Source organism: Bacillus mesophilus (assembly GCF_011008845.1).
GTDB classification, from domain to species: domain Bacteria; phylum Bacillota; class Bacilli; order Bacillales; family SA4; genus Bacillus_BS; species Bacillus_BS mesophilus.
The window spans coordinates 75444-99540 of the sequence record NZ_JAAIWM010000005.1 but is presented as its reverse complement, the minus strand read 5'-3'; the positions used below and the strand labels follow the sequence as shown (position 1 = coordinate 99540).

22 protein-coding genes are annotated in these 24097 nt (G+C 39.0%); 21 read left to right on the top strand and 1 reads right to left on the bottom strand.

Features of this window, described 5'->3' with window-relative positions:
* Position 1: 1 nt before the first annotated feature.
* From atpA to spoIID, 18 genes are all read left to right on the top strand, one after another.
* Entirely contained in the window at positions 2–1510 is a 1509-nt protein-coding gene (gene atpA, locus G4D63_RS14435) for a F0F1 ATP synthase subunit alpha (protein ID WP_163180384.1), read from the top strand.
* A gap of 107 nt (positions 1511–1617) precedes the next feature.
* Positions 1618–2481, top strand: coding sequence for a F0F1 ATP synthase subunit gamma (locus G4D63_RS14430; protein ID WP_163180383.1), 864 nt, complete (start codon positions 1618–1620; stop codon positions 2479–2481).
* A gap of 107 nt (positions 2482–2588) precedes the next feature.
* Complete coding sequence (atpD, locus tag G4D63_RS14425) at positions 2589–4010, top strand: F0F1 ATP synthase subunit beta (RefSeq protein WP_163180382.1); 1422 nt, start codon at positions 2589–2591, stop codon at positions 4008–4010.
* Between the two features lie 26 nt (positions 4011–4036).
* Complete coding sequence (locus G4D63_RS14420) at positions 4037–4438, top strand: F0F1 ATP synthase subunit epsilon (protein ID WP_163180381.1); 402 nt, start codon at positions 4037–4039, stop codon at positions 4436–4438.
* 252 nt (positions 4439–4690) lie between these two features.
* Positions 4691–5065: an NADH-quinone oxidoreductase subunit A gene (locus G4D63_RS14415; RefSeq protein ID WP_163180380.1), complete on the top strand. Its 375-nt coding sequence runs from the start codon at positions 4691–4693 to the stop codon at positions 5063–5065.
* Positions 5056–5574 carry a NuoB/complex I 20 kDa subunit family protein gene (locus tag G4D63_RS14410; protein ID WP_163180379.1) on the top strand — a complete coding sequence of 173 codons (519 nt, stop codon included), beginning with the start codon at positions 5056–5058 and terminating at the stop codon, positions 5572–5574. The genes G4D63_RS14415 and G4D63_RS14410 overlap by 10 nt, the downstream gene beginning before the upstream one ends.
* Positions 5571–7001, top strand: a complete 1431-nt coding sequence (locus tag G4D63_RS14405) for an NADH-quinone oxidoreductase subunit C (protein ID WP_163180378.1) — start codon at positions 5571–5573, stop codon at positions 6999–7001. Before G4D63_RS14410 ends, G4D63_RS14405 begins: the two co-directional genes overlap by 4 nt.
* Before the next feature lie 3 nt (positions 7002–7004).
* Positions 7005–8105 (top strand): NADH-quinone oxidoreductase subunit D, encoded by a 1101-nt coding sequence (locus G4D63_RS14400; RefSeq protein ID WP_163180377.1) that lies wholly within the window; start codon positions 7005–7007, stop codon positions 8103–8105.
* Complete coding sequence (nuoH, locus tag G4D63_RS14395; protein WP_163180376.1) at positions 8105–9115, top strand: NADH-quinone oxidoreductase subunit NuoH; 1011 nt, start codon at positions 8105–8107, stop codon at positions 9113–9115. The genes G4D63_RS14400 and nuoH overlap by 1 nt, the downstream gene beginning before the upstream one ends.
* A 284-nt stretch (positions 9116–9399) precedes the next feature.
* On the top strand, positions 9400–9819 hold the full coding sequence (gene nuoI, locus G4D63_RS14390) for an NADH-quinone oxidoreductase subunit NuoI (RefSeq protein ID WP_163180375.1): 420 nt from the start codon (positions 9400–9402) through the stop codon (positions 9817–9819).
* The gene (locus G4D63_RS14385; RefSeq protein ID WP_163180374.1) at positions 9816–10331 is read left to right on the top strand and encodes an NADH-quinone oxidoreductase subunit J; all 516 of its coding nucleotides are present in this window, start codon (positions 9816–9818) and stop codon (positions 10329–10331) included. Before nuoI ends, G4D63_RS14385 begins: the two co-directional genes overlap by 4 nt.
* Positions 10328–10642, top strand: a complete 315-nt coding sequence (nuoK, locus tag G4D63_RS14380) for an NADH-quinone oxidoreductase subunit NuoK (RefSeq protein WP_163180373.1) — start codon at positions 10328–10330, stop codon at positions 10640–10642. Before G4D63_RS14385 ends, nuoK begins: the two co-directional genes overlap by 4 nt.
* Positions 10643–10701: 59 nt before the next feature.
* Positions 10702–12567: an NADH-quinone oxidoreductase subunit L gene (gene nuoL, locus G4D63_RS14375; protein ID WP_163180372.1), complete on the top strand. Its 1866-nt coding sequence runs from the start codon at positions 10702–10704 to the stop codon at positions 12565–12567.
* A complete protein-coding gene (locus G4D63_RS14370; RefSeq protein ID WP_163180371.1) occupies positions 12564–14090 on the top strand; it encodes an NADH-quinone oxidoreductase subunit M in 1527 nt (508 codons plus the stop codon). Before nuoL ends, G4D63_RS14370 begins: the two co-directional genes overlap by 4 nt.
* A 4-nt stretch (positions 14091–14094) precedes the next feature.
* Positions 14095–15597 carry an NADH-quinone oxidoreductase subunit NuoN gene (gene nuoN, locus G4D63_RS14365; RefSeq protein WP_163180370.1) on the top strand — a complete coding sequence of 501 codons (1503 nt, stop codon included), beginning with the start codon at positions 14095–14097 and terminating at the stop codon, positions 15595–15597.
* Positions 15598–15685: 88 nt separating this feature from the next.
* Positions 15686–15922, top strand: a complete 237-nt coding sequence (locus G4D63_RS14360) for a DUF1146 family protein (RefSeq protein ID WP_163180369.1) — start codon at positions 15686–15688, stop codon at positions 15920–15922.
* A gap of 628 nt (positions 15923–16550) precedes the next feature.
* Complete coding sequence (gene murA, locus G4D63_RS14355; RefSeq protein ID WP_163180368.1) at positions 16551–17861, top strand: UDP-N-acetylglucosamine 1-carboxyvinyltransferase; 1311 nt, start codon at positions 16551–16553, stop codon at positions 17859–17861.
* Positions 17862–18566: 705 nt separating this feature from the next.
* Complete coding sequence (spoIID, locus tag G4D63_RS14350; RefSeq protein ID WP_239585988.1) at positions 18567–19598, top strand: stage II sporulation protein D; 1032 nt, start codon at positions 18567–18569, stop codon at positions 19596–19598.
* A gap of 89 nt (positions 19599–19687) precedes the next feature.
* Here the strand turns inward: spoIID and G4D63_RS14345 are convergent, their stop codons facing one another.
* On the bottom strand, positions 19688–20230 hold the full coding sequence (locus G4D63_RS14345; RefSeq protein WP_163180367.1) for an REP-associated tyrosine transposase: 543 nt from the start codon (positions 20228–20230) through the stop codon (positions 19688–19690).
* 369 nt (positions 20231–20599) lie between these two features.
* On the opposite strand from G4D63_RS14345, the gene G4D63_RS14340 reads away from it, so the two are divergent.
* The 3 genes from G4D63_RS14340 to G4D63_RS14330 all read left to right on the top strand — a co-directional run bounded on the left by G4D63_RS14340 (position 20600) and on the right by G4D63_RS14330 (position 24088).
* Positions 20600–21472, top strand: a complete 873-nt coding sequence (locus tag G4D63_RS14340) for a stage II sporulation protein SpoIIQ (RefSeq protein WP_239585989.1) — start codon at positions 20600–20602, stop codon at positions 21470–21472.
* A gap of 301 nt (positions 21473–21773) precedes the next feature.
* Positions 21774–23345 (top strand): gamma-glutamyltransferase family protein, encoded by a 1572-nt coding sequence (locus G4D63_RS14335; protein ID WP_163180620.1) that lies wholly within the window; start codon positions 21774–21776, stop codon positions 23343–23345.
* Between the two features lie 140 nt (positions 23346–23485).
* Positions 23486–24088: a pyroglutamyl-peptidase I gene (locus G4D63_RS14330; protein WP_163180366.1), complete on the top strand. Its 603-nt coding sequence runs from the start codon at positions 23486–23488 to the stop codon at positions 24086–24088.
* Positions 24089–24097 lie beyond the last annotated feature (9 nt).

Sequence of the window (24097 nt, the reverse complement as noted above, 5' to 3'; positions counted from 1 at the left end):
CATGAGCATCAAAGCAGAAGAAATCAGTGCGCTGATAAAAAAGCAAATTGAAAACTATCAGTCTGAAATTGAAGTAAATGATGTTGGTACTGTTATCCAAGTTGGGGATGGTATCGCTCGTGCTCATGGCCTCGACAATGTCATGGCTGGAGAACTTGTAGAATTTTCAAACGGTGTCATGGGTATGGCACAAAACCTAGAAGATAACAACGTAGGTATCGTTATTTTAGGACCTTACAAGGAAATCCGTGAAGGTGACGAAGTACGTCGTACAGGCCGTATCATGGAAGTACCAGTAGGTGAAGCTTTAATTGGTCGTGTAGTTAATTCACTTGGTCAACCAGTAGATGGTTTAGGTCCAATTGAAACTTCTAAAACTCGTCCAATTGAAAGTCCAGCTCCTGGTGTTATGGATCGTAAATCAGTTCATGAACCACTTCAAACAGGAATCAAGGCGATCGATGCCCTAATCCCAGTTGGACGTGGACAACGTGAATTAGTAATCGGTGACCGTCAAACAGGTAAAACTGCTGTTGCGATCGATACGATTCTAAACCAAAGAGACCAAAACATGATTTGTATATATGTTGCAATTGGTCAAAAAGAATCAACAGTTCGTGGAGTTGTTGAAACTCTTCGTAAAAATGGTGCATTAGATTACTCAATCGTTGTAACTGCATCTGCATCACAACCAGCTCCATTATTATACCTAGCTCCACTTGCTGGTGTAACAATGGCTGAAGAATTCATGCACAGTGGTAAGCATGTTTTAATCGTATATGATGATCTATCTAAGCAAGCGGCTGCATACCGTGAGCTATCATTACTATTAAAGCGTCCTCCAGGTCGTGAAGCATATCCAGGGGATGTATTCTACTTGCATTCACGTCTTTTAGAGCGTGCAGCTAAGCTTTCTGACGCTAAAGGCGCAGGTTCAATTACAGCTCTACCGTTTGTTGAAACACAAGCTGGAGATATCTCTGCTTATATCCCAACAAACGTTATCTCTATCACAGATGGACAAATCTTCTTACAATCAGACTTATTCTTCTCAGGAGTACGTCCTGCGATCAACGCTGGTTTATCCGTATCTCGTGTAGGGGGATCTGCACAGATTAAGGCAATGAAGAAGGTTTCTGGTACACTACGTCTAGACCTTGCTGCATACCGTGAACTAGAAGCATTCGCTCAGTTCGGTTCTGATCTTGATAAAGCTACTCAAGCAAAACTAAACCGTGGTGCTCGTACAGTTGAAGTATTAAAGCAAGGCTTAAATAAGCCACTAAAAGTAGAAAAGCAAGTTGCTATTCTTTATGCGTTAACACGTGGATTCTTAGACAGTATCCCTGTTGGTGACATCACTCGCTTTGAAGAAGAATATTTAACATGGTTAGAACACAACCATAAAGATCTTCTTAACCACATCGTAACAACTAAAGATCTACCAAGCGATGAGGACTTTGCTAAGGCGATTAACGACTTTAAGAAAACATTTGTTGTTTCTGAGTAATAGATCATGCTAAGCAGCATAAATTGCTGCTTGGCCACTTTACTGTACGGTGTAACGACATTGTACAAATAATGCTTTAGGTATTAAAAAAAAGGTGGTGAAAACCTTTGGCATCCTTACGTGACATAAAGTCGAGAATAAATTCAACTAAGAAGACAAGTCAGATTACAAAAGCCATGCAGATGGTATCAGCCTCAAAGTTAAACCGAGCTGAAAACAGTGCAAAAGCATTTGTTCCTTATATGGAAAAGATTCAAGAGGTTGTTGCAAGTGTATCTACGGGCACAACTGATATCACTCACCCGATGCTACAAACAAGACCAGTTAAGAGAACGGGGTATATCGTTATCACTTCTGATCGTGGTTTAGCAGGAGCATATAACAGTAATATCATTCGTGCAGCTTATCAGATGATGCAAAAACGTCATAAGTCTAATGATGAATTCGCTGTTATTGCAATCGGGAAGATTGGTCTAAACTTTTTTAAGAAGCGTGGAGTAACAGTAGCGTCTGAAATCACTGGTTTAGGTGATCAACCTTCATTTGCAGATATTAAAGATATTGCAAATAAAGCAGTTGGAATGTTTGCTGATGAAACATTTGATGAGATCTACTTATACTATAACCATTTTGTAAGTGCCATTGAACATCAGGTTACCGAGAAGAAACTTCTTCCTTTAACAGATATAGCGACAACTTCAAATAAGCTAACTTCTTATGAATTTGAACCTTCCCAAGTGGATATTCTAGAAGTTTTACTTCCGCAATATGCAGAAAGCTTAATTTATGGTTCGCTATTAGATGGAAAAGCAAGTGAGCATGCGGCTCGTATGACAGCAATGAAGAGTGCTACTGATAATGCTAAAGAGTTAATTAATAACCTTACATTAAAGTACAATCGTGCTCGTCAGGCAGCTATTACACAAGAAATTTCCGAAATCGTTGGTGGAGCTGCGGCTCAACAACAATAAACATAAATCAAGTGCTTGGAAACAGACTGGTGTTAGTAAAACACTAATCTAAAGTAACCAAGCTTAGACTTCGAGAGAGTCTTATTAGTAAGATAGGAGGGAAAACGATGACAAAAGGACGCGTTACCCAAGTTATGGGTCCTGTTGTAGACGTACAGTTTGAATCTGGACATCTTCCTGAAATTTATAACGCCCTTACAATTAGCCATGCGGCAGCAGGTGAAAACGAAGTTGCGATCAACTTAACACTTGAAGTAGCTCTTCACCTAGGTGACGATACGGTTCGTACAATTGCAATGGCTTCTACTGATGGAGTTGTTCGTGGTATAGAGGTAACTGACACTGGAGCTCCAATTTCAGTTCCAGTTGGAGATGTAACACTAGGTCGTGTATTTAACGTATTAGGAGAAAACATCGACCTTGATGAAGCACTACCTGCAGGTGCACGTCGTGATTCAATTCACAGACTAGCTCCTACATTTGAAGAACTTTCAACAGAGGTTGAAATTCTTGAAACTGGTATTAAAGTAGTTGACTTACTTGCTCCTTATATCAAGGGTGGTAAGATTGGACTATTCGGTGGTGCCGGAGTAGGTAAAACAGTTCTAATCCAGGAATTAATCAACAACATCGCTCAAGAGCACGGTGGTATTTCGGTATTCGCTGGTGTTGGTGAGCGTACTCGTGAAGGAAATGACCTTTACCACGAGATGAGTGATTCTGGAGTTATTAAGAAAACAGCGATGGTATTCGGACAAATGAACGAGCCTCCTGGAGCACGTATGCGTGTAGCGTTAACTGGATTAACAATGGCAGAATTCTTCCGTGATGACCAAGGTCAAGACGTATTATTCTTCATTGATAACATCTTCCGTTTTACACAAGCAGGTTCAGAGGTTTCTGCCCTATTAGGTCGTATGCCTTCAGCGGTAGGTTACCAACCAACTCTTGCTACTGAAATGGGTCAATTACAAGAACGTATTACATCGACAAACAAAGGTTCAATCACTTCAATCCAAGCGATCTATGTACCTGCCGATGACTATACGGATCCAGCTCCTGCAACAACTTTCGCTCACTTAGATGCAACAACTAACCTTGAGCGTAAGCTTTCAGAGATGGGTATTTACCCTGCGGTAGATCCACTTGCTTCTACTTCACGTGCACTTGCACCTGAAATCGTAGGAGATGAGCATTATAATGTTGCTCGTCAAGTACAATCTACATTACAACGCTATAAAGAGTTACAAGATATTATCGCAATTCTAGGTATGGATGAGCTTTCTGACGAAGATAAGTTAGTTGTTCACCGTGCTCGTCGTATCCAGTTCTATTTATCTCAAAACTTCCACGTTGCTGAGCAATTTACAGGACAAAAAGGTTCTTATGTTCCTGTAAAGGAAACAGTAAAAGGATTTAGAGAGATTTTAGACGGCAAATACGACCACCTACCAGAAGATGCTTTCCGTCTAGTAGGAAGAATTGAAGAGGTAATTGAAAAAGCTAAATCAATGGGTGTCGAAGTATAATAAAAGGGACATAGGAGGTTTATGATATGAAGACAATCAAAGTCAGTGTAGTGACTCCTGATGGCCCCGTCTATGAATCCGATGTAGAAATGGTTAGCACGAAAGCGCAAAGTGGTGAGCTTGGTATTTTGCCAGGACATATCCCAATGGTAGCCCCACTTGCAATCGGTACAGTGCGACTTAAAAAAGAAGCGAGTACTGATCTTGTTGCTGTTACAGGTGGATTTCTAGAAGTTCGCCCTGATAAAGTAACAGTTCTAGCTCAATCAGCTGAACGCGGAACAGATATTGATGTTGCTCGTGCTGAAGCTGCTAAACAACGTGCTGAACGTCGATTACAAGACAAAGATGCTAATACAGACGTACGTCGTGCTGAACTAGCTTTACAACGTGCAATGAACCGTTTAAAAGTCACGGGACGTATATAAATTAGAAGCCTTAGGTGTTAAATGCCTAAGGCTTTTTGCTACTTTAATATTTCCTATTGCTATTTTGTACCCTTTCTAATCCATCCTGGTTTTATGGTAATCACTGACCTGCTCCGTTTTTGCAAACTTATCCTTAAGGTTTATCGACACACATATGTGTAAATGATATAATGTTTACGGTTACAAGGAAGAAATATGAAAATGATATGAATCAGAGATGGAAAAGGTTAGGGGAAAAAGGAGGCGATCAAGATGGAGTTATTAAATTTATACCAGAATAATTACCTTATTGTTTTGATTTTCTTAATATTAGGTGTCATTTTACCTGTTGTTGCATTAACGGCCGGTCGTATATTACGTCCGTATAAACCTAGTGAAGCAAAGGCAACAACGTATGAAAGTGGAATTGAGCCTTTCCATGATGCGAGAGTTCAGTTTAATGTACGATATTATATATTTGCGTTAATGTTTGTTATCTTTGATGTGGAAACGGTCTTTCTTTATCCATGGGCAGTTGCTTATGAGAGCTTAGGGATTTTTGCACTTATTGAAATGCTTATATTTGTAGTAATGTTATTAATTGGGTTAATTTATGCGTGGAAGAAGGGTGTGCTGAAATGGATTTAAAACTAGAGAATATTACACCTGAAGAAATGGAAGAGCTACAACGAAATGTATTTATGTCAACACTTGAAGAGCTAAAGGCTTGGGCAAGAAGTAATTCACTATGGCCATTAACCTTTGGTCTAGCTTGCTGTGCCATCGAAATGATGGGAGTAGGTTCATCCCATTATGACTTAGATCGCTTTGGATCATTCTTCCGTACATCACCACGTCAATCTGACGTTATGATCGTCTCAGGTACGGTTACGAAAAAAATGGCACCAGTTTTAAAGCGTTTATATGATCAAATGCCAGAACCTAAATGGGTAATTGCTATGGGATCTTGTGCTACTGCTGGCGGTCCATATGTGAAATCATATGCTGTTGTAAAAGGGGTAGACCAAATTGTTCCTGTAGATGTCTATATTCCTGGATGTCCTCCAAATCCTGCTGCTTTAATTTATGGAATTAATAAATTGAAGGAAAAGATTCGTTATGAAGCAAAGACTGGGAAGCAGGTGACTAGTCGATGAGTGATGAAAAGAGCCTTGAACAGCAAAAACGTGAAGCAGCCGAAAAGGCAAAGGAAGAAGCGATGCGCCGTTTAGCTGAGAAAAAAGCTCAAGCAGAGTCAGGGGAAGAACCTGCGCCTGCTGAAAAAACAAAAGAAGAGTTAAAAAAGGAAGCAGCTCAGAAAGCTAAGGAAGCTGCTTTAAAGAAGCTGGCTGAGAAAAAGGCTGAAGCTGAAGGGGAAGTGACAAGCGAAGCCCCTTCTGAAAAAACAAAAGAAGAATTAAAAAGAGAAGCGGCTCAGAAGGCGAAGGAAGCAGCACAAAAGCGTCTAGCTGAGAAAAAAGCTCAGGCAGAGTCTGACCGCGAAGAGGAAACTCCTGCTGAAAAAACAAAAGAAGAACTAAAAAAGGAAGCAGCTCAGAAAGCAAAAGAAGCAGCCCTTAAAAAGTTAGCAGAGAAAAAAGCTGAAGCTGAAGGTGAAGAAGTAAATGAAGCCCCAGCTGAAAAGACAAAGGAAGAGCTTAAAAGAGAAGCTGCACAAAAGGCAAAAGAAGCAGCACAAAAGCGATTAGCAGAAAAGCAACAAGCTGAGGCAGCTACGGAGAGTGACTCTGAGGATGACGCTGATCTTGCTAAGAAAAAGGCTGCAGCAGTAGCTAAGGCCAAAGCAGCAGCGGCTGCAAAGGCCAAGGCAGCTGCGATTGCAAAACAAGGTAATGAAGCAACTGCTGATTCCACAGACGATGATGAAGCAAAAGCGAAAGCAAAGGCGATTGCAGCCGCAAAAGCAAAGGCAGCAGCAGCGGCAAAAGCTAAAGCAGCCGGAACTTCAGCAGGTGGTGCTGCAGGTGATGATGAAAAAGCAAAGGCAATTGCAGCCGCAAAAGCAAAGGCAGCCGCCGCTGCAGCCGCAAGGGCAAAGGCAGGAAAAGCAGGAGATACCGAAGAAAAAGCTGAAGAACAAAAGCCTTCTCCTAATCAGCCATATTTAGATAAATATGTAAAGGTTATCAAAGAACATCTTGGTGATGTGTTAGAAGATTCTTATATTAATACACTTTCTAAGGATGTTCCTACTATTATTGCTAAAACTGATATGTATTACAAAGTTGCGGAATTTTTGAAGTATAATGAGCAATTAAGCTTTGATTATTTATCAGAGTTACATGGTACAGATTATGTAACTCATATGGAAATGTATGTCCATTTCTACTCTTATAAAAATCGTCAATCACTTGCGTTAAAGGTGAAAATTGACCGCGATGAGCCTGTTACAGACTCTTTAGCTAATTTATGGAAGGGTGCAAATTGGCCAGAACGAGAAGCTTATGACCTATTAGGTATTATCTTCAAAAATCACCCTAACTTAACACGAATTATGCTACCAGATGATTGGGTCGGACACCCATTAAGAAAAGACTATGAACCGTACGATGTGGAGGTGTAGTCATTGATTCGAACAGAGGAAATGCTACTGAACGTAGGTCCACAGCATCCTAGTACACATGGAGTTTTCCGGATCGTACTAAAAATAGATGGCGAAACCATTATTGAAGCTACTCCAGTAATTGGGTACTTGCACCGAGGTACAGAGAAGCTAGCTGAGGATCTACAGTATACACAAATCATTCCTTATACAGACCGTCTGGACTACTTATCTGCCATGACGAATAACTATGTGATCTGCCACGCAGTTGAAACGATGATGGGTCTTGAAATCCCAGAAAGAGCGGAGTATTTACGTGTTCTTGCTATGGAATTAGGACGTATTGCTAGCCATCTAGTTTGGTATGGTACATATTTATTAGACATTGGTGCAGTTAGTCCATTCTTGTATGCTTTTAGAGAGCGTGAAATGATTATTAATCTGTTAAATGAACTTTCAGGTGCACGACTAACGTTTAACTACATGCGTGTAGGGGGAGTAAAGTGGGACGCTCCTGAAGGCTGGATTGAGAAGGTTCAAGACTTCGTTCCTTATATGAGAAAGCAACTTGCTGGATATCATGACCTTGTCACTGGAAATGAAATTTTCATGTCTCGTGTTAAGGGTGTAGGAACTTATACAAAAGAAGAAGCTATTGCTTATTCACTAAGCGGTGCAAACCTACGTAGTACAGGTGTGAAGTGGGATCTTCGTAAGGATGAGCCATACTCCATCTATGACCGCTTTAAGTTCGATATCCCTGTAAGAGAAGAGGGAGATTGCTGGTCTCGTTATCATTGCCGTATGGAGGAAATTGAAGAATCTCTTAAAATAGTAGAGCAAGCAGTTGAACAATTTCCAGCTGAAGGCGAAATTATGGCGAAGGTACCAAAGATCATTAAAGCTCCAAAAGGTGAAGCATTTGTACGTATTGAATCACCACGTGGAGAGATTGGATGTTATATATCAAGTGATGGAAAAAAGGAACCATATCGTTTGAAGTTTAGAAGACCATCATTCTATAATCTGCAAATCCTACCTAAACTTCTTGAGGGAGAAAACATGGCCAACCTTATTGCCATTCTAGGTGGAATTGATATCGTACTTGGGGAGGTTGACGGATAATGATTGAAGGCTTATTACAGTCATCCCCAAGTCTAACTAACTTTCTAATCTTTTTCGGATTAGCAACGGCATTTTTAATGGTAGTACTAGGTTTTGTTACCTACGGCATTTTGGCGGAAAGAAAGACGATGGCCTTTATGCAAGGACGTATTGGACCCAATCAGGTTGGTGGTAGATGGGGATTACTTCAGACTATTGCTGACGTTTTGAAATTACTTTTAAAGGAAGATACCATTCCAAAGCTAGCTGATCGACCATTGTTTATCCTAGCACCTGTAATCGCGTTTACACCTGCCTTTATGGTGCTTGCTACGATTCCCTTTACAGAGTCTTTTCAGTTTGCAGATATAGGCGTAGGGCTACTTTATTATGTTGCTGTCTCAGGTATCACGACAATTGGGATTGTAACAGGTGGATGGGCGTCTAATAATAAATATGCCTTAATGGGTGGAATGCGTGCTGCCGCTCAGATGATCTCATATGAGATTCCATTAGTTATGTCTGTAATTGGAGTAATTCTATTATCAGGAAGTTTAAATTTGAATGAAATCGTCGCAGCACAGGGAGAAACAATGTGGTTTATCCTACTTCAACCTGTAGCATTTGTGGTGTTCTTCATCGCGTCGGTTGCCGAGCTTAACCGTACACCATTCGATTTACCAGAAGCAGAATCTGAACTAGTTGCTGGTTTCCATGTTGAGTATTCAGGTTTCCGTTGGGCATTCTTCATGCTTGCGGAATATGTATATCTATTCGCAATGGCAGCTTTAACAACAGTTCTATTCCTGGGTGGATGGTTACCTCCATTTGAATTCCTAAGCTTTATTCCAGGCGCAATCTGGTTCTCACTAAAGTTTATGTTTATTGTCTTCCTACTCATGTGGATTCGTTACACATTCCCACGTTTACGAGCAGACCAATTAATGGAATTCGGCTGGAAGGTACTATTACCAGTAGCACTAGGTAATATATTCTTTACAGCGTTGATGAAAGAGTTGTTCTTTAGATAATTTTATTTTATAAAGGTTGTTACCTTGAAGTATTAGGATAGTGGAATGGAGCGGAAGACACTTGACTCCTGCGGGAGATAGAGGGAAGTGTGAGACCCCACAGGCGAAGCCGAGGAGGCTCACATCCCTCCCCGCGGAAAGCAAGTGTCTGTAGCGCAATGGAACGAACTTAGTATTGACCTAACTCCCTATTCAAAAGTAACAAATAAAAAAAATCTAAAAAAACACCTAAAACTCTAAAATTAAAGTCTAAACAAACGACTAAAAAGGGGTGTGAAAAGAGCATGCTTGGATTAGCGAAAGGTTTAAAATATACCCTTCAAAACTTATCAAAAAAGAAAGTAACATATGATTATCCAAATGAGCCACTACCTCTGCCGGACCGCTTCCGGGGAATTCAAAAATTCTATCCAGAGAAGTGTATCGTCTGTAATCAATGTGCGAATATATGCCCAACCGATTGTATCCAGTTAACAGGGAAGAAGCATCCAGACCCTACGAAAAAAGGCAAAATTATTGACACGTACGATATCAATTTTGAAATTTGTATCCTGTGTGATCTTTGTACAGAGGTTTGCCCAACTGAAGCAATCATAATGACCAATAATTTCGAGCTTGCTGAATATAGCCGAGATGAGCTATTCAAAAATCTAGAATGGCTAGATGAAAATGATACGAATGTGCGGAAGGAGAATAAAGCATGAGTGGCGAGTTTATAGCATTTTTAGTCTTAGCATTAATCGCTATTGCAGGCGGCGTTCTCATGATCAACCTTACGCAAGTCGTTCATATGGTGATTGCATTAGTTTTCACGTTCATTAGCATTGCTGGAATCTTTATACTGCTGTCAGCCGAGTTTTTGGCAGCAGTACAAATCCTAATCTATTCAGGAGCGATCACGATCATTATGCTTTTTGGAATCATGTTAACTAGGCATAATGATACGAGCGAACCCAAGTCTAGCTTAGGGAAAAGGCTATTAATACTTGGTGGGATTGCTGCTTTTGCGATTTCCGTATACTTTGGTATTTATAATCTTGAATTTCCTAATCAAGCAACTGACCTTCATGTAGAAAATACGAAGCAAATTGGAATTGCGTTATATTCAGAGTATGTGATTCCTTTTGAATTAACGTCGGTAATCCTACTTGTTGCTTTAATCGGTGCAATCGTATTAGCGAAAAAAGATGATAAAAAGGAGGATAATGACAAATGAGTTCAGTGCCGTTATCTGCCTACCTCGTCTTAGCTTTAATTCTATTTTGTATTGGACTATATGGAGCTCTAACAAAGCGTAATACTGTCATTGTCTTGATCTCCGTTGAGTTAATGTTAAACGCTGCTAATATTAATTTAGTGGCATTTAGTAAATATGGAATGATCCCTGGCATTTCAGGTCAAATTTTTGCCTTGTTTTCGATTGCCATTGCAGCAGCAGAGGCAGCAGTAGGTCTTGCTATCTTAATCGCACTATATCGTAACCGCTCAACGGTTAACGTGGATGAAATGAATTTATTGAAGAAATAAGTCTGATTAATCAGTACGAATTTAACTCCTATACAATGAAAAAGGGGATTGTGATACAAATGATGGAAATGGCATGGTTAATACCGCTTTTTCCGCTTGCCTCCTTTTTAACACTACTTCTAATCGGCAAACGGATGAAAGAAGGAAGTGCATATGTAGGCATGCTGTTCACGTTAATCGCTTTAGTCTATTCTGTTATTGTCCTAGTTACTAGGTTTACGTCACCAAATGTAAAAACAGAATTTACGTGGTTAACAATCGGAGAAATCCAACTGACAGCAGGCTTTGAAGTGAATCAATTAAATGCATTAATGTTATTTATTGTTTCTCTTGTTAGTTTCTTAGTACATATGTATTCAAAAGGTTATATGCATGATGACGAACGAATTCATGTGTTTTTCGCCTATTTAGGCTTATTTACATTCGCAATGTTAGGGCTGGTACTTTCACCCAACCTGTTGCAAACGTATATTTTCTGGGAGCTAGTTGGTTTGGGCTCATTTTTACTAATCGGTTTCTACTTCTATAAAAATGAAGCTAAAGCAGCTGCAAAAAAAGCATTTATCATGACACGTATTGGTGATGTTGGATTACTAATCGGGATGATCCTTCTTTTTTGGCAGGTGGGTAGCTTTGAATATGATGATATCTTTGCAGCAGTTGATGCAGGTGCCATCTCATATGAAATGATCACGTTAACAGCGATTTTAATATTTATTGGGGCGATTGGTAAATCAGGTCAGTTCCCACTTCATACTTGGCTTCCTGATGCAATGGAAGGTCCAACGCCAGTGTCGGCACTAATTCATGCTGCGACCATGGTAGCTGCTGGTGTGTACTTAGTAGCAGCATTATTTCCATTATTCGCTGCAAGTGAAACAGCACTATACACAGTGGCTGCAATTGGTGCTTTTACAGCTATATTTGCTGCATCCATTGGTTTAGTTCAAACAGATATTAAACGTGTACTTGCTTATTCGACTGTGAGTCAGCTGGGATATATGATGCTTGCATTAGGTTCTGCAGGCTATGTTGCAGGTGTATTCCACTTAATGACACATGCTTTCTTTAAGGCCTTGTTATTCCTTGCAGCGGGAAGTGTCATTCATGCTGTCCATAATCAAAACATTGAGGAAATGGGCGGGCTTTGGAAAAAGCTTCGTGTAACAGCACCACTTTTCTTAATAGGAACACTTGCTATTAGTGGTGTCCCGTTATTTTCTGGATTTTTTAGTAAGGAAGAAATTCTTGTTGTGACTTGGGCACATGGGAATTATGGATTATTCATATTAGCAATTATTGCAGCCTTCTTCACAGCATTCTATATGTTTAGATTATTCTTTATGGTGTTTACCGGTAATCCTCGTGGAAACCAAAAGCACGTTCATGAATCACCAGCTGTTATGACATTCCCAATGATCATTCTTGGAGTTCTAGCTGTTTTTGCGGGATATGTGAATACGCCATGGTTTGGAACGTTTCTTGGCGATTGGCTAACAGCTGATAACCATGCACTTGGAGGTCATCACGAAGCTCCGCTTTGGATTATGGCAGTTGCTACAATCGTGTCAGTCGGAGGAATTTTGTTAGCTTATATGATTTATGGAAACAAGACGATTCGTCGAGATTGGTTAAGTGCTACATTTCCAACTGGATATGGAATTCTGTATAACAAATACTTCGTTGATGAGTTTTACAAAATGACAGTGGTATATGCAACAAAAACGTTTAGCTTATTCTTAAAGTATATTGAAATCTTCATTATTGAAGGAATCATTAATGGAATAAAAGCACTTGTTAATACGTTTAGCAAAGTTGGTTCTGCGGCTCATAATGGGCAAGTGCAAACTTATGGTGCAGTGGCATTCGTTGGTTTAGCTTTATTCCTGCTTGTATATGCATTTGTAGGGGGGTATTTAGGATGAATGAGTCATTTCTACTTTCACTCTTAATTTTCTCCCCAATCCTCGGTATGCTTGTGCTGACATTTATACCTAAAACAGAGGAGAAAACTTTAAAATTAGTTGGCTTTCTAAGTACTTTGCTACCATTAGGTCTTGCTCTTATAATTTACGGACAATACCTTTCAGGTAGAGCATTAAGCTCTTTTTCTGAGGTATATGAGTGGATACAAATTGGTAACTTTGAAGTGTTTAAGGGTCGATTATTTGCAATTGATTATGAATTAGGTGTTGATGGCTTTTCACTAATCTTATTGCTGTTAACAACTATTTTAGCTACATTATCTTCCATTGCAGCGATTCATATTAAAAAGGAATGGAAAGGTTATTTCTTACTATTTCTTTTACTTGAAATCGGTATGCTTGGAGTCTTTGCAGCAGAAAACCTAATCTTATTCTTTATCTTCTTTGAACTTACGTTAATTCCAATGTTTTTCCTAATTGGAAAATGGGGTTATTTTGACAGAGAAAAAGCAGCTTATAGCTACTTAATTTATAACGGTATTGGTTCTGCTATCTTACTTGTTGTTATTATTGTTTTGTTTGCAAGAACAGGGACAACTAATATTGACTTGCTAGGACAAATTTTAAATGGTGAATATGATCCAGAACAGCTTGTTCTACCATTTACCTCGGAAATTAGATGGGGTCTATTCATTAGTTTAGTGATTGCTTTTGGGGTAAAGCTTCCAATCTTCCCGTTGCATAGCTGGATGCTACGTGTACACGTTCAAGCACCACCATCTATTGTTATGCTTCACTCAGGGATCCTTTTAAAGATCGGAGCATTCGGATTAATCCGTTTTGGAGCAGGATTATTTCCGGGTGAATATCAGTCATTTGCGGTTATTCTTGCGATTCTAGGTGTTATCAACCTATTATATGGTGCATTTTTAGCGTTTATCCAAGATGACTTTAAGATGGTTCTAGCTTACTCGAGTATTTCTCATATGGGAATTGTCTTAATAGGATTAGGAGCATTAAATGAAGCTGGGATTCAGGGGGCAATCTTCCAGGTTGTATCACATGGATTAATATCAGCATTATTGTTCTTCCTCGTAGGAGTCCTTTACGAGCGTGTTCACACTACAACACTAGGACGTTTAAGTGGGGTCGCAAAGATAATGCCTTTAACTGCTGGATTCCTTTTAACAGGTGCAATGGCATCGCTTGGTTTACCTGGGATGTCAGGGTTTGTTAGTGAATTTATGGCATTTTTAGGATTATTTAAAACAATGCCGATTCTGGCGGCAATCGGAACGATCGGGATTATTATGACAGCTGTTTATTTATTACGTGCTGTTCTGAGTATGACGTTTGGTCCATTACATGAAAAAATAGAAGATGCACCTGATATAAAGGGTGTTGAATTGGTACCAGTGTTTGTCCTATTAGGATTAATTATCTTAATTGGTGTATATCCTTCACTGTTAACTGTACCTTTACAATCTACGGTTGAAACCATCATGTTAGGAATAGGAGGTTGAGGGGATGGATACACAAACACTACTAAGCTTTGAATGGGGAGCAATGGCACCTGAATTCATCATCCTAGGTGTTGCCACCCTTCTCTCTCTACTTGATTTATTCTTAAAGCCAAGTATTGATCGTAAACAGTTTGCATGGCTAGGCTTAGCTGGAATTATCGTGGCTCTTGGTATGTTATTTATGCAGCTAGGAGATCCAGCAGTTCAAATCTTAGAAAATACGTATCGACTTGATTCTTTTTCTAAGCTTTTCAAAATTCTTCTGTTAATAGGTGGAGCATTTGTGATGCTTTTAGCAGCAGATTATGACCCAAGAGAAAAGCTTGAGTACAGAGGCGAGTTTTACTACTTATTCTTAACTGCTTTATTAGGTGCTATGATCATGGCATCAAGTGGTGATTTAATTACATTATTTGTAGGTCTTGAGTTATTATCCATTTCGTCATATATTCTAGCTGGTCTGAGAAAGAAGCATTTACCTTCAAACGAAGCAGCGATGAAATATGTGATCAACGGTGGTATTTCTACCGCTATCGTATTGTTCGGAATGAGCTATATCTATGGATTAACAGGATCGACGAATTTAATCGTCATTAGTCAAAGACTTGGCGGACTTCTATCAGAGGATCACCAATATATAGCAGCAATTGCTTTTGCAATGGTGTTCATTGGGTTATCGTTTAAGCTAGCATCAGCACCATTCCATATGTGGGCACCTGATGTATATGAAGGATCACCAATGCCTGTAACGGCGTTCCTAAGTGTTGTTTCGAAAACAGCAGGGTTTGTGATTATTCTAAGGATTTTCTTAACTCTATTTTCAAAAACACCAGCAGAAGGTGGAACGACAAGTTTAATCGTCTCTATGGGGGACTATATTGCAATCATCGCAGCTATAACCATGATTGTAGGGAATACGATTGCGCTACGTCAGCGTAATGTAAAGCGTCTATTCGCTTATTCAAGTATTGCTCATGCCGGTTATGTACTAGTTGCATTTATGGCATTGTCTCCAATCATGTTAGACTCTATCTGGTTCTACTTATTAGCGTACGGCTTGATGAACTTTGGTGCATTTGCCATTCTTCAGCTTGTTATATCTAAAACAGGAAAAGAAGATATTAGTGAATTCACAGGTCTATATCGAAAATCACCATTATTAGCGTTAGCCTTTGGAGTATTTATTGTTTCCTTAGCAGGAATTCCTGGTACTGCAGGATTCATTGCAAAGTTAAACATCTTTACAGGAGCACTTTTAATGGAGCAGTATTTGTTAGTTAGTATTATGGTCGGAGTAACTGTTATTTCTTATGTATATTACTTCGGGTTACTTGGACAGATTTTCTTCCGTCCAGCAAATGATTCAGAACCAATTAAGTTCCCATTTAGCACCGCATTGTTAATTGTAATCTGTGTGATTGGAACAATTGGATTAGGAATCTTCCCTAACTTAGCACTTGATGTATTCCATCAACACGGTCATTTTAGCATAGACTTTTTTCAATAAAGAGTAGAACGAGAGGCTGACTAGGCCTCTTGTTCTATTTTTTAAGTTATACCTGTCACAAGAATAGGTACAAAGAGGGGGTTGTTTCATGGTTGATCAGTTTTTTGGGCAGCAAGCTCTGATCAGTATCATTTCTCATTTATTATTTATTACGATCACTTGGTGGGCACTTCAAGCAGTTAGATTTGAGGTTCTTATTAAACCCAATCATGTTTACCAAGCACGTGTTATTTTAATTTTATTAACCATTACAATTGGGACATCTGTTAGTAACTTTTTCCTTGATTATTTATTATGGTCACAGCAAATTCCATTGTTATTTTAGCAGGCATTCGCCCATATTCTATAAAGGTATGGGTTTTTTATATGTCCACTAATGTATTGAAATGACGACTTTTTCCACGTATGTTGAACACTTTCTTGGTTAAAAATGAATGTAAGGAGAAAGCGAGAGCGGGAACGAAATGTAAGAAAGCTAATAGGATAATATTAAGTAACTTAATCTCGTAACATTACGTCTAATGAATTAAGAAGCTGTTTACCCTCAAAAAATTTTACTACCACACGTACTCTATCATGTAGTAATTAGCGGTTGGAACTGAGCCTTTTGTCCTGTTTAGTTCATACAAATAATGACAATCTTCCTTGTTTTTTTACAAAAATTATCTTGTATATACGTGAAAATCAATGATAAGATTGAATAGGTTTTATGGTTTTTCATTTAAAGTGGACTTTCGAGCGAAAATCTTTGTTAGTTAACGAAAATCTAGAGTAAAGAGACATTTGGCTCTCCTACTGCATATACTAAGATTGTGGAAAGAAAGATCTAATTAACGTGAAAAATAAGAGATCTTATAAAGCAACGTTGGGCGGTTTTCTTGCCTCTTGGTAGGAACACCATCGTTTTGAGATGAATATGAATATAGAGAAATTGGACGCGGAGGGGAATAACCTTGGAAAAAATCATCGTCCGTGGCGGAAGGCAATTAAACGGAACAGTTAAAGTTGAAGGAGCAAAAAACGCCGTTTTGCCTGTTATCGCTGCATCCATATTAGCAAAAGAAGGTAAAAGTATTATTTCGGATGTGCCGGAGCTTTCTGATGTTTATACGATTAATGAAGTGTTAAGACAGCTAAATGCCGATGTTACGTTTGAGAACGGTCAGATTACAGTAGATGCGACAAAAAATTTAACAACAGAAGCTCCTTTTGAATATGTACGCAAGATGAGAGCATCTGTCCTAGTAATGGGTTCATTACTTGCACGTAACGGTAAAGCAAGAATTGCCTTACCAGGTGGTTGTGCAATTGGTTCTAGACCAATCGACCAACACTTAAAGGGCTTTGAAGCAATGGGCGCGAAAGTGAAGGTTGGTAACGGTTATATCGAAGCTGAAGTAAATGGCAGACTTGTTGGTGCAAAAGTTTATTTCGATACACCAAGCGTTGGTGCAACTGAAAACGTCATGATGGCTGCTACTTTAGCAAAAGGAACGACAATTCTAGAAAATTGTGCGAAAGAACCTGAGATTGTAGATTTAGCAAACTATCTAAACAAGATGGGTGCGAAAATCCGTGGTGCTGGAACAGGTACCATTAAAATTGAAGGTGTTGACCAATTATCTGGAGCGGAACATAGCGTGATTCCAGACCGTGTTGAAGCAGGAACCTTTATGGTAGCTGCAGCGATTACGGGAGGAAATGTATATGTTCAAGGTGCTGTTCCTGAGCATTTAAGTTCTTTAATCGCGAAGCTAGAAGAAATGGGTGTAATCATTCAGGAAGAAGAAGATGGTCTACGTATCATCGGTCCTGAAACACTTAAGGCAGTCGATTTAAAAACGATGCCACATCCTGGTTTCCCGACTGATATGCAGTCACAAATGATGGCTTTATTGCTTAAGGCAAAAGGCACGAGTATGATTACAGAAACAGTTTTCGAAAATCGTTTTATGCACGTTGAAGAATTCCGCCGTATGAACGGTGAAATTAAAATTGAAGGTCGATCTGTGATTATTAACGGTCCGGGTACCCTTCAAGGAGCAGAAGTGTCTGCTACAGACCTTCGTGCAGGTGCAGCTCTAATCATTGCCGGCCTTGTCGCAGATGGATACACTCGTGTAGGCGAGCTAAAGCATCTCGACCGTGGATATGTAAACTTCCACCAAAAACTAGCTGGATTAGGTGCAGACATTGAACGAATTGTAGAAGAAGAGCAAAGCATTGTGGAACAAGAAGCAAAAACTTCAGATCTAAATGCTTAAAAGTTAAGGGAGCCAAACTGGCTTCCTTTTTTATTTATGAAAAAACTCCATATAGTGCTTTGGTGTTAGTGTTGTTAGTTAATTAAGTCTATGTCGTTTGGAAATAAATAATTCCTTACAGTACTATTACATCAGTTTTCTGATATTTTTTGTTTATGTGGTGATCTTAGTGTAGAATAATTTTTTCTGCAGTTTCAGCTTGGGCAATTGAACAATGTTGAGTGACTGTCACTCTATGGTGCTCGATTTTCGTGGGCTTGCTGTGTGCTCCTTAAGAGAGCCTGTGGGGGGTAAAACCGTAGTCCTGCTATGCCACGCTTGCAAAATAAGCTGGATCCTCTATTTGTGTAGCACACGATGTGAGGCATTTGATGAAGGATTCTTATATTCTGTACCTTCTGTATTGTTTAGAACAATCCATCAACATTGTTATATAACAATAACTGCTAATAATGAAACTTTTTTTAAAAATTTTACATATCTAAATAAAATGTGAAGGTAAGTTGTATGATGTTTTGATTTAGAGGTGATTGTTTAAAAATAATTGAATATACAGTATGACTGATGAAAAACGAAGTATTTATAAAGAAAAGAAACTCTATTAATAAGTTTTAAAAGAGTTAAGAGATTTAGTCATAATAGTTTGTCCACCTCCATAAAAATGTAATAAGCAACTTGAAAAACAAAGGGATGGAGGCTGGAGATTTGAAACCGTTAAAACCAATGATCGTAATAGGCTCGATTTTATTTATTGTCACACTAATTATTCCAACATTATTAGTCGTACCCTTTACAGAGGGAACAAAGGGGTCTTTAGTTGAAGATATACAGCCTCAGGTGTTATCTACACCAGAAATCGAAAATGCTATACCTGTATCTGTTCCTGTTTATCGAACGGAGAAGAAGGTTATTGAAGAAATACCAATTGAGCAATATGTAGTAGGTGTTGTTGCGTCCGAGATGCCTGCGGAATTTGAAATGGAAGCATTAAAAGCTCAAGCATTAGCCGCACGTACATATATTGTGCAACAACTTTTAAATGAAGAGGCCATAGGAGTACCAAAAGGATCAACGGCAAAAGTTACCGATACTATCAATCACCAGGTATATAAGGACAATGGTGAATTAAAAGAGATATGGAAAGACGAATTTTCTACAAGACTAGAGAAAATAACAAAAGCTGTTAACGAAACATCGGGTCAAATCCTTACTCATGAAGGAACACCGATTACAGCTTCTTTCTTTTCAACAAGTAACGGCTTTACCGAGAACTCTGAAGATTATTGGGCTAATCCCTACCCTTACTTAAAAAGCGTAGAAAGTCCTTGGGATGATCAATCTCCTAAATATATTGTAAGTACTTCGATTCCAGTTAGTAAATTTGAAAGTGGGCTTGGCGTAAAGATCGGGGATAGCAGTGAAATTGGAACAATCACTTCACGAACAAAAGGAAACCGTGTAGGCTCCGTCAAAATTGGTGGCAAAACCTTTACAGGACGTGAAGTTCGTGAAGCACTTGATCTATATTCCTCCGACTTTACATGGGAACGTAAAGGTAATGATATCGTTATTACCACTAAAGGTTATGGACACGGTGTAGGAATGAGCCAGTACGGCGCAAACGGAATGGCACAACAAGGAAAAACATATCAAGAAATTATTAACCACTACTACCAAGGGATTGAAATCACACCCATTAATTCATACCTAGATAAACTTACAGCCTATAGTAAATAACATAAAAATAGCGTTTTTATCCATTAACGCATTGGGGGCCTGGCCCCCAATGCGTTAATTTGTTAATGGATTGATAGTGAAATAATAGACTAGATGGTTGTGGTAGAACTTTTTTCTATAAAGAATTGATAGCTTTTGGGTCCTGGGAATAAGGAGATGGTTTTTGAGATATTTAGGAAGGGTGGTGGATTGCCGTTAACATAGTATTGATAGCTGCTATATTTATAATCAGCAGGATATTCTACTATTTGCGCATGCAGGGGATTCATATGAATATAACGCCCAGCATCGACAAAGTATTTTTGAGAATCGATCAGCTTGGCGCCGTATCTTCCCTGAAAGACATGACCATCTACTTGATAACGCTTATTGAAATAATTAGCATAGGTGGTTTGGATCGTCCACATAATCTCTTGAATAGGGGTTGTTTTTGTTTCCAGCAGCAAGTGAAGGTGGTTTGACATGAGGCAATATGCGTGAAGTTGGAAGGGGAACTCATTTTGTGTTTCCATGATAATAGAAAAGTATCGATCGTAATCTTCTTGATTATTAAATATAATCGATCTCCGATTTCCTCTACTAGTAATATGATAGATTGCACCAGGAAACCATACGCGTGGTCTTCTACTCATTACATCACTCCTTTATTTAGTATAGATAGGCTGTGTTTAAGGATAGAAAATCCGTAATGGAAATCAACTAGCCTATTTACAGAGCCTTTGTACAAATCATTATTTGACTTTTCCATATGGAAATCCTTCTTTTAATAATTTCTTTTGTTAAAGATTATTGTTTTAAAAAAATGGTAGTGGAGTGAATTGGACTATACTACCTATAAGAGAAAACAGCGTTATTACAAGGAAAACAGCCAGAAAAATAAAAAATTACTATATCTATGAATAATAATTCTAGCTTTGTCGAAAAATAATCTATAAAAATTTTTTTGCAATGATGTATATATTTACGAGATTGTGTTCAGACTGATTGCTGAGGTGATGATAATGATGAGAGAGGAAGAAAACAAAAATCCTCGTAAGTCAAAAACACAATTATTCAAAAAACGTTGGGTATTCCCAGCAATCTATCTTGCAAGTGCAGCAATCATTCTGACAGCCGTATTATGGTATCAAAACAGTACGACTGATCTAGCAGATCCGACTACAGAGACAGAAACAGGAACACCTGGAACTGCTGAAAACGGAAATGAAACTGTACCAGTAATTAGTAATGTAGAGAAATTCTCTATGCCTGTCGTTGACCCTAATTCTATTGAAATCCAAAAGCACTTCTACGATGACGAAGCAAGTGCCGAGGAACAGGAAGCTGCCCTAGTATTCTATAATAATACGTACGCTGGTAACACAGGTATCGATATTGTAAGCAAAAATGGGGAAAGCTTTGATGTTGTAGCATCTTTAAGTGGAACAGTTACAAGAGTAGTAAAAGATCCTTTACTAGGATTCGTAGTAGAACTTGATCATGGTGATGGAATTACTACAATGTACTCAGCTTTAGAAAATGTAAAAGTTGAAGAAGGTGCAGATGTTGCACAAGGTGAGCTACTAGCAGTTGCAGGACGTTCTCTTTATAACGAAGAAGCAGGTGTTCACACTCACTTTGAAATCCGTAAAGACAATGAACCTGTTAATCCTTTAGACTTCTTTGAAAAAAACGCTGATTCTCTAGAAGAAGCTAAAAAGGAAGAAGCAGCAACTGAAACGGATGCTAACAAAGAAGCTGAAGGTGAAGAAGCAGCTGACGAAGAAACAGAAGAAGGCGCTGCTGATGAAGAAGCACCTGAACAAGGTGAAGAAGATGCAGAGGGAGACACAACTGACACTCCAGATGCATCAATCGGACAAGCAAAAGCTTAATTTAACATTCTCGTCAAAAACCACAACAACTTGATACAAAAGCCTATCCAAATAAAATGGATAGGTTTTTTTGTGCTTTTCTTTCATAAACTAAGTTGGGAGCCTGTCCTTTGCTTCACCACATTAACGTAGCGGGGGCCAGGCCCCTAATGCGTTAAAGTAATATAGTGTATCATTTTAAATTTTCTGATATAATCTATGTAGTTATGTTTCGGTTTACGAAATGAATTTATTTTTATTTATACATATGAGGAGGAAATGAAACGTGGATTACTTATCGCACCCTTATTCATCTCAACGAATGACGACAATTGCTAGAAAAGGTATGGTTGCCACTTCACAGCCTTTAGCAGCACAGGCTGGATTAGATATATTGAAAAAAGGTGGAAATGCAATTGATGCAGCAATCGCAACTGCCGCAACTCTAACGGTTGTTGAACCAACTTCAAACGGAATTGGTGGAGACGCTTTTGCCTTAGTTTGGGTAAAAGGAGAACTACATGGCTTAAACTCTAGTGGACCAGCCCCAAAGGGTCTTTCTATTGAAGCAGTAAAAGAACGTGGTCATGAAAAAACAATGCCAAAGCTTGGCTTAATTCCTGTAACAGTACCTGGTGTTCCAGCGGCATGGGCAGAGTTATCAAAACGATTTGGTAAGTTACCTTTATCAGAAGTATTAAAACCAGCAATTGAATATGCAGAAAATGGATATCCATTGTCACCAATCTTAGGTAAGTATTGGGGTTATGCATATAAAGCCTATAAACAAATGGCAAAAGGTGAAGAGTTTGATGGTTGGTTTGAAACATTCGCTCCAAATGGTCGTGCACCAAAGATCGGAGAAATGTGGAATTCACCAGGACATGCCTCAACGTTAAGAGAAATTGGTGAAACGAATGCTGAATCTTTCTATAGAGGAAACCTCGCTAAAAAGATTAGTGATTTCTCAAAGAAACATAATGGTTTTATTACTGAGGAGGATCTTGCAGCCTATCAACCAGAGTGGGTAAAGCCAATTAGTGTGAACTATCGCGGCTACGATGTTTGGGAGATCCCACCAAACGGTCAAGGATTAGTAACCTTAATGGCTTTAAATACATTAAAGGGATATGAATTCTCTGAAAGAGATAACCTAGATACACTTCACAAGCAATTTGAAGCGATGAAGTTAGCATTCACAGATGGAAAGAAGTATATTACCGATCCAAGGAATATGTCAGTATCCGTTGAAGACTTGTTATCAGAATCATTTGCTGATCAAAGAAGAGCTTTAATTGGAGAAGAAGCTGTTACACCTGAACCAGGAACTCCGTCAAAAGGTGGTACGGTTTATTTAGCAACAGCCGATGAAGAAGGAAACATGGTTTCCTTTATTCAAAGTAACTACATGGGCTTTGGTTCTGGGGTAGTCGTTCCAGGAACAGGTATCTCTCTACAAAACCGAGGACATGACTTCTCTTTAGATCCTACTCATGATAATGCACTAGAACCTGGTAAGAAAACGTTCCACACGATTATCCCTGGCTTCCTAACAAAGGGAGATGTGCCAGTAGGACCATTTGGCGTAATGGGTGGTTATATGCAACCACAAGGACATTTACAAGTCGTGATGAATACGGTTGATTTTGGATTAAATCCACAATCAGCTTTAGACGCACCAAGATGGCAGTGGATGGAAGATAAGAAATTTCAAGTGGAGCCTAACTTCCCACTTCACCTTGCTCAAGCCCTAGCTAGAAAAGGACACCAAATTGAAGTGGCTTTAGATACAGGTGGGTTTGGTCGCGGACAAATTATTTGGCGTGATCCAGAAACAGGCGTCCTAACAGGTGGAACAGAAAGCAGAACTGACGGGGCCATTGCTTCTTATTAATTAATGTACTAAATAGGGGAAACTTTACCACATTAACGCATCGGGGGCCAGGCCCCCAATGCGTTAATTGGTTAAAGGGTTTTTTAGCTTGATAGATTTGGATTTAGTATTGATATAGCATGATTAAAGGAGGAGCGGGAATGAAGAAGCTTTTGTTAACAGGATTTGTTCCGTTTTTGGAGTTTAAGGTAAACCCAACTGAAGAGATTGCGAAGGCATTGGATGGTAAGGTAATTGGCAATTATGAGGTTGTGGGTAGAGTGTTACCTGTAGAGTTTAATCAAACTGCTATAAGAGCGATTGAGTTATATGAAGAGGTTCAGCCGGATGCTGTGATTCATTTGGGACTAGCTGGTGGACGTTCAAAGATTACTCCTGAGCGTATTGCGATAAATTGTTCAGATGGTGCGCCGGATAATACTGGGGTGGTTCTACAGGATGCTGCTATTGAAGAGGACGGCCCAGATGGTTATTTCTCAACGCTACCTATCCGTCAATTCGTTAATGTTCTGCAGGAGAACAACTATCCTGCCCAAATTTCGAACAGTGCAGGAACGTATTTGTGTAATTTTGTTATGTATAACACGCTTCATTACATTCAGAAGCACAATAAAAATACGATAGCTGGCTTTATCCATATTCCAGCTTCTCATGAATTAAGCATTCAACAGCCTTCTGTACCAAGTTGGTCACAGCGAGATCTGCAGGATTCCATAAAACTATTAATAGAATCATTAGATTAGGAGGAAAAC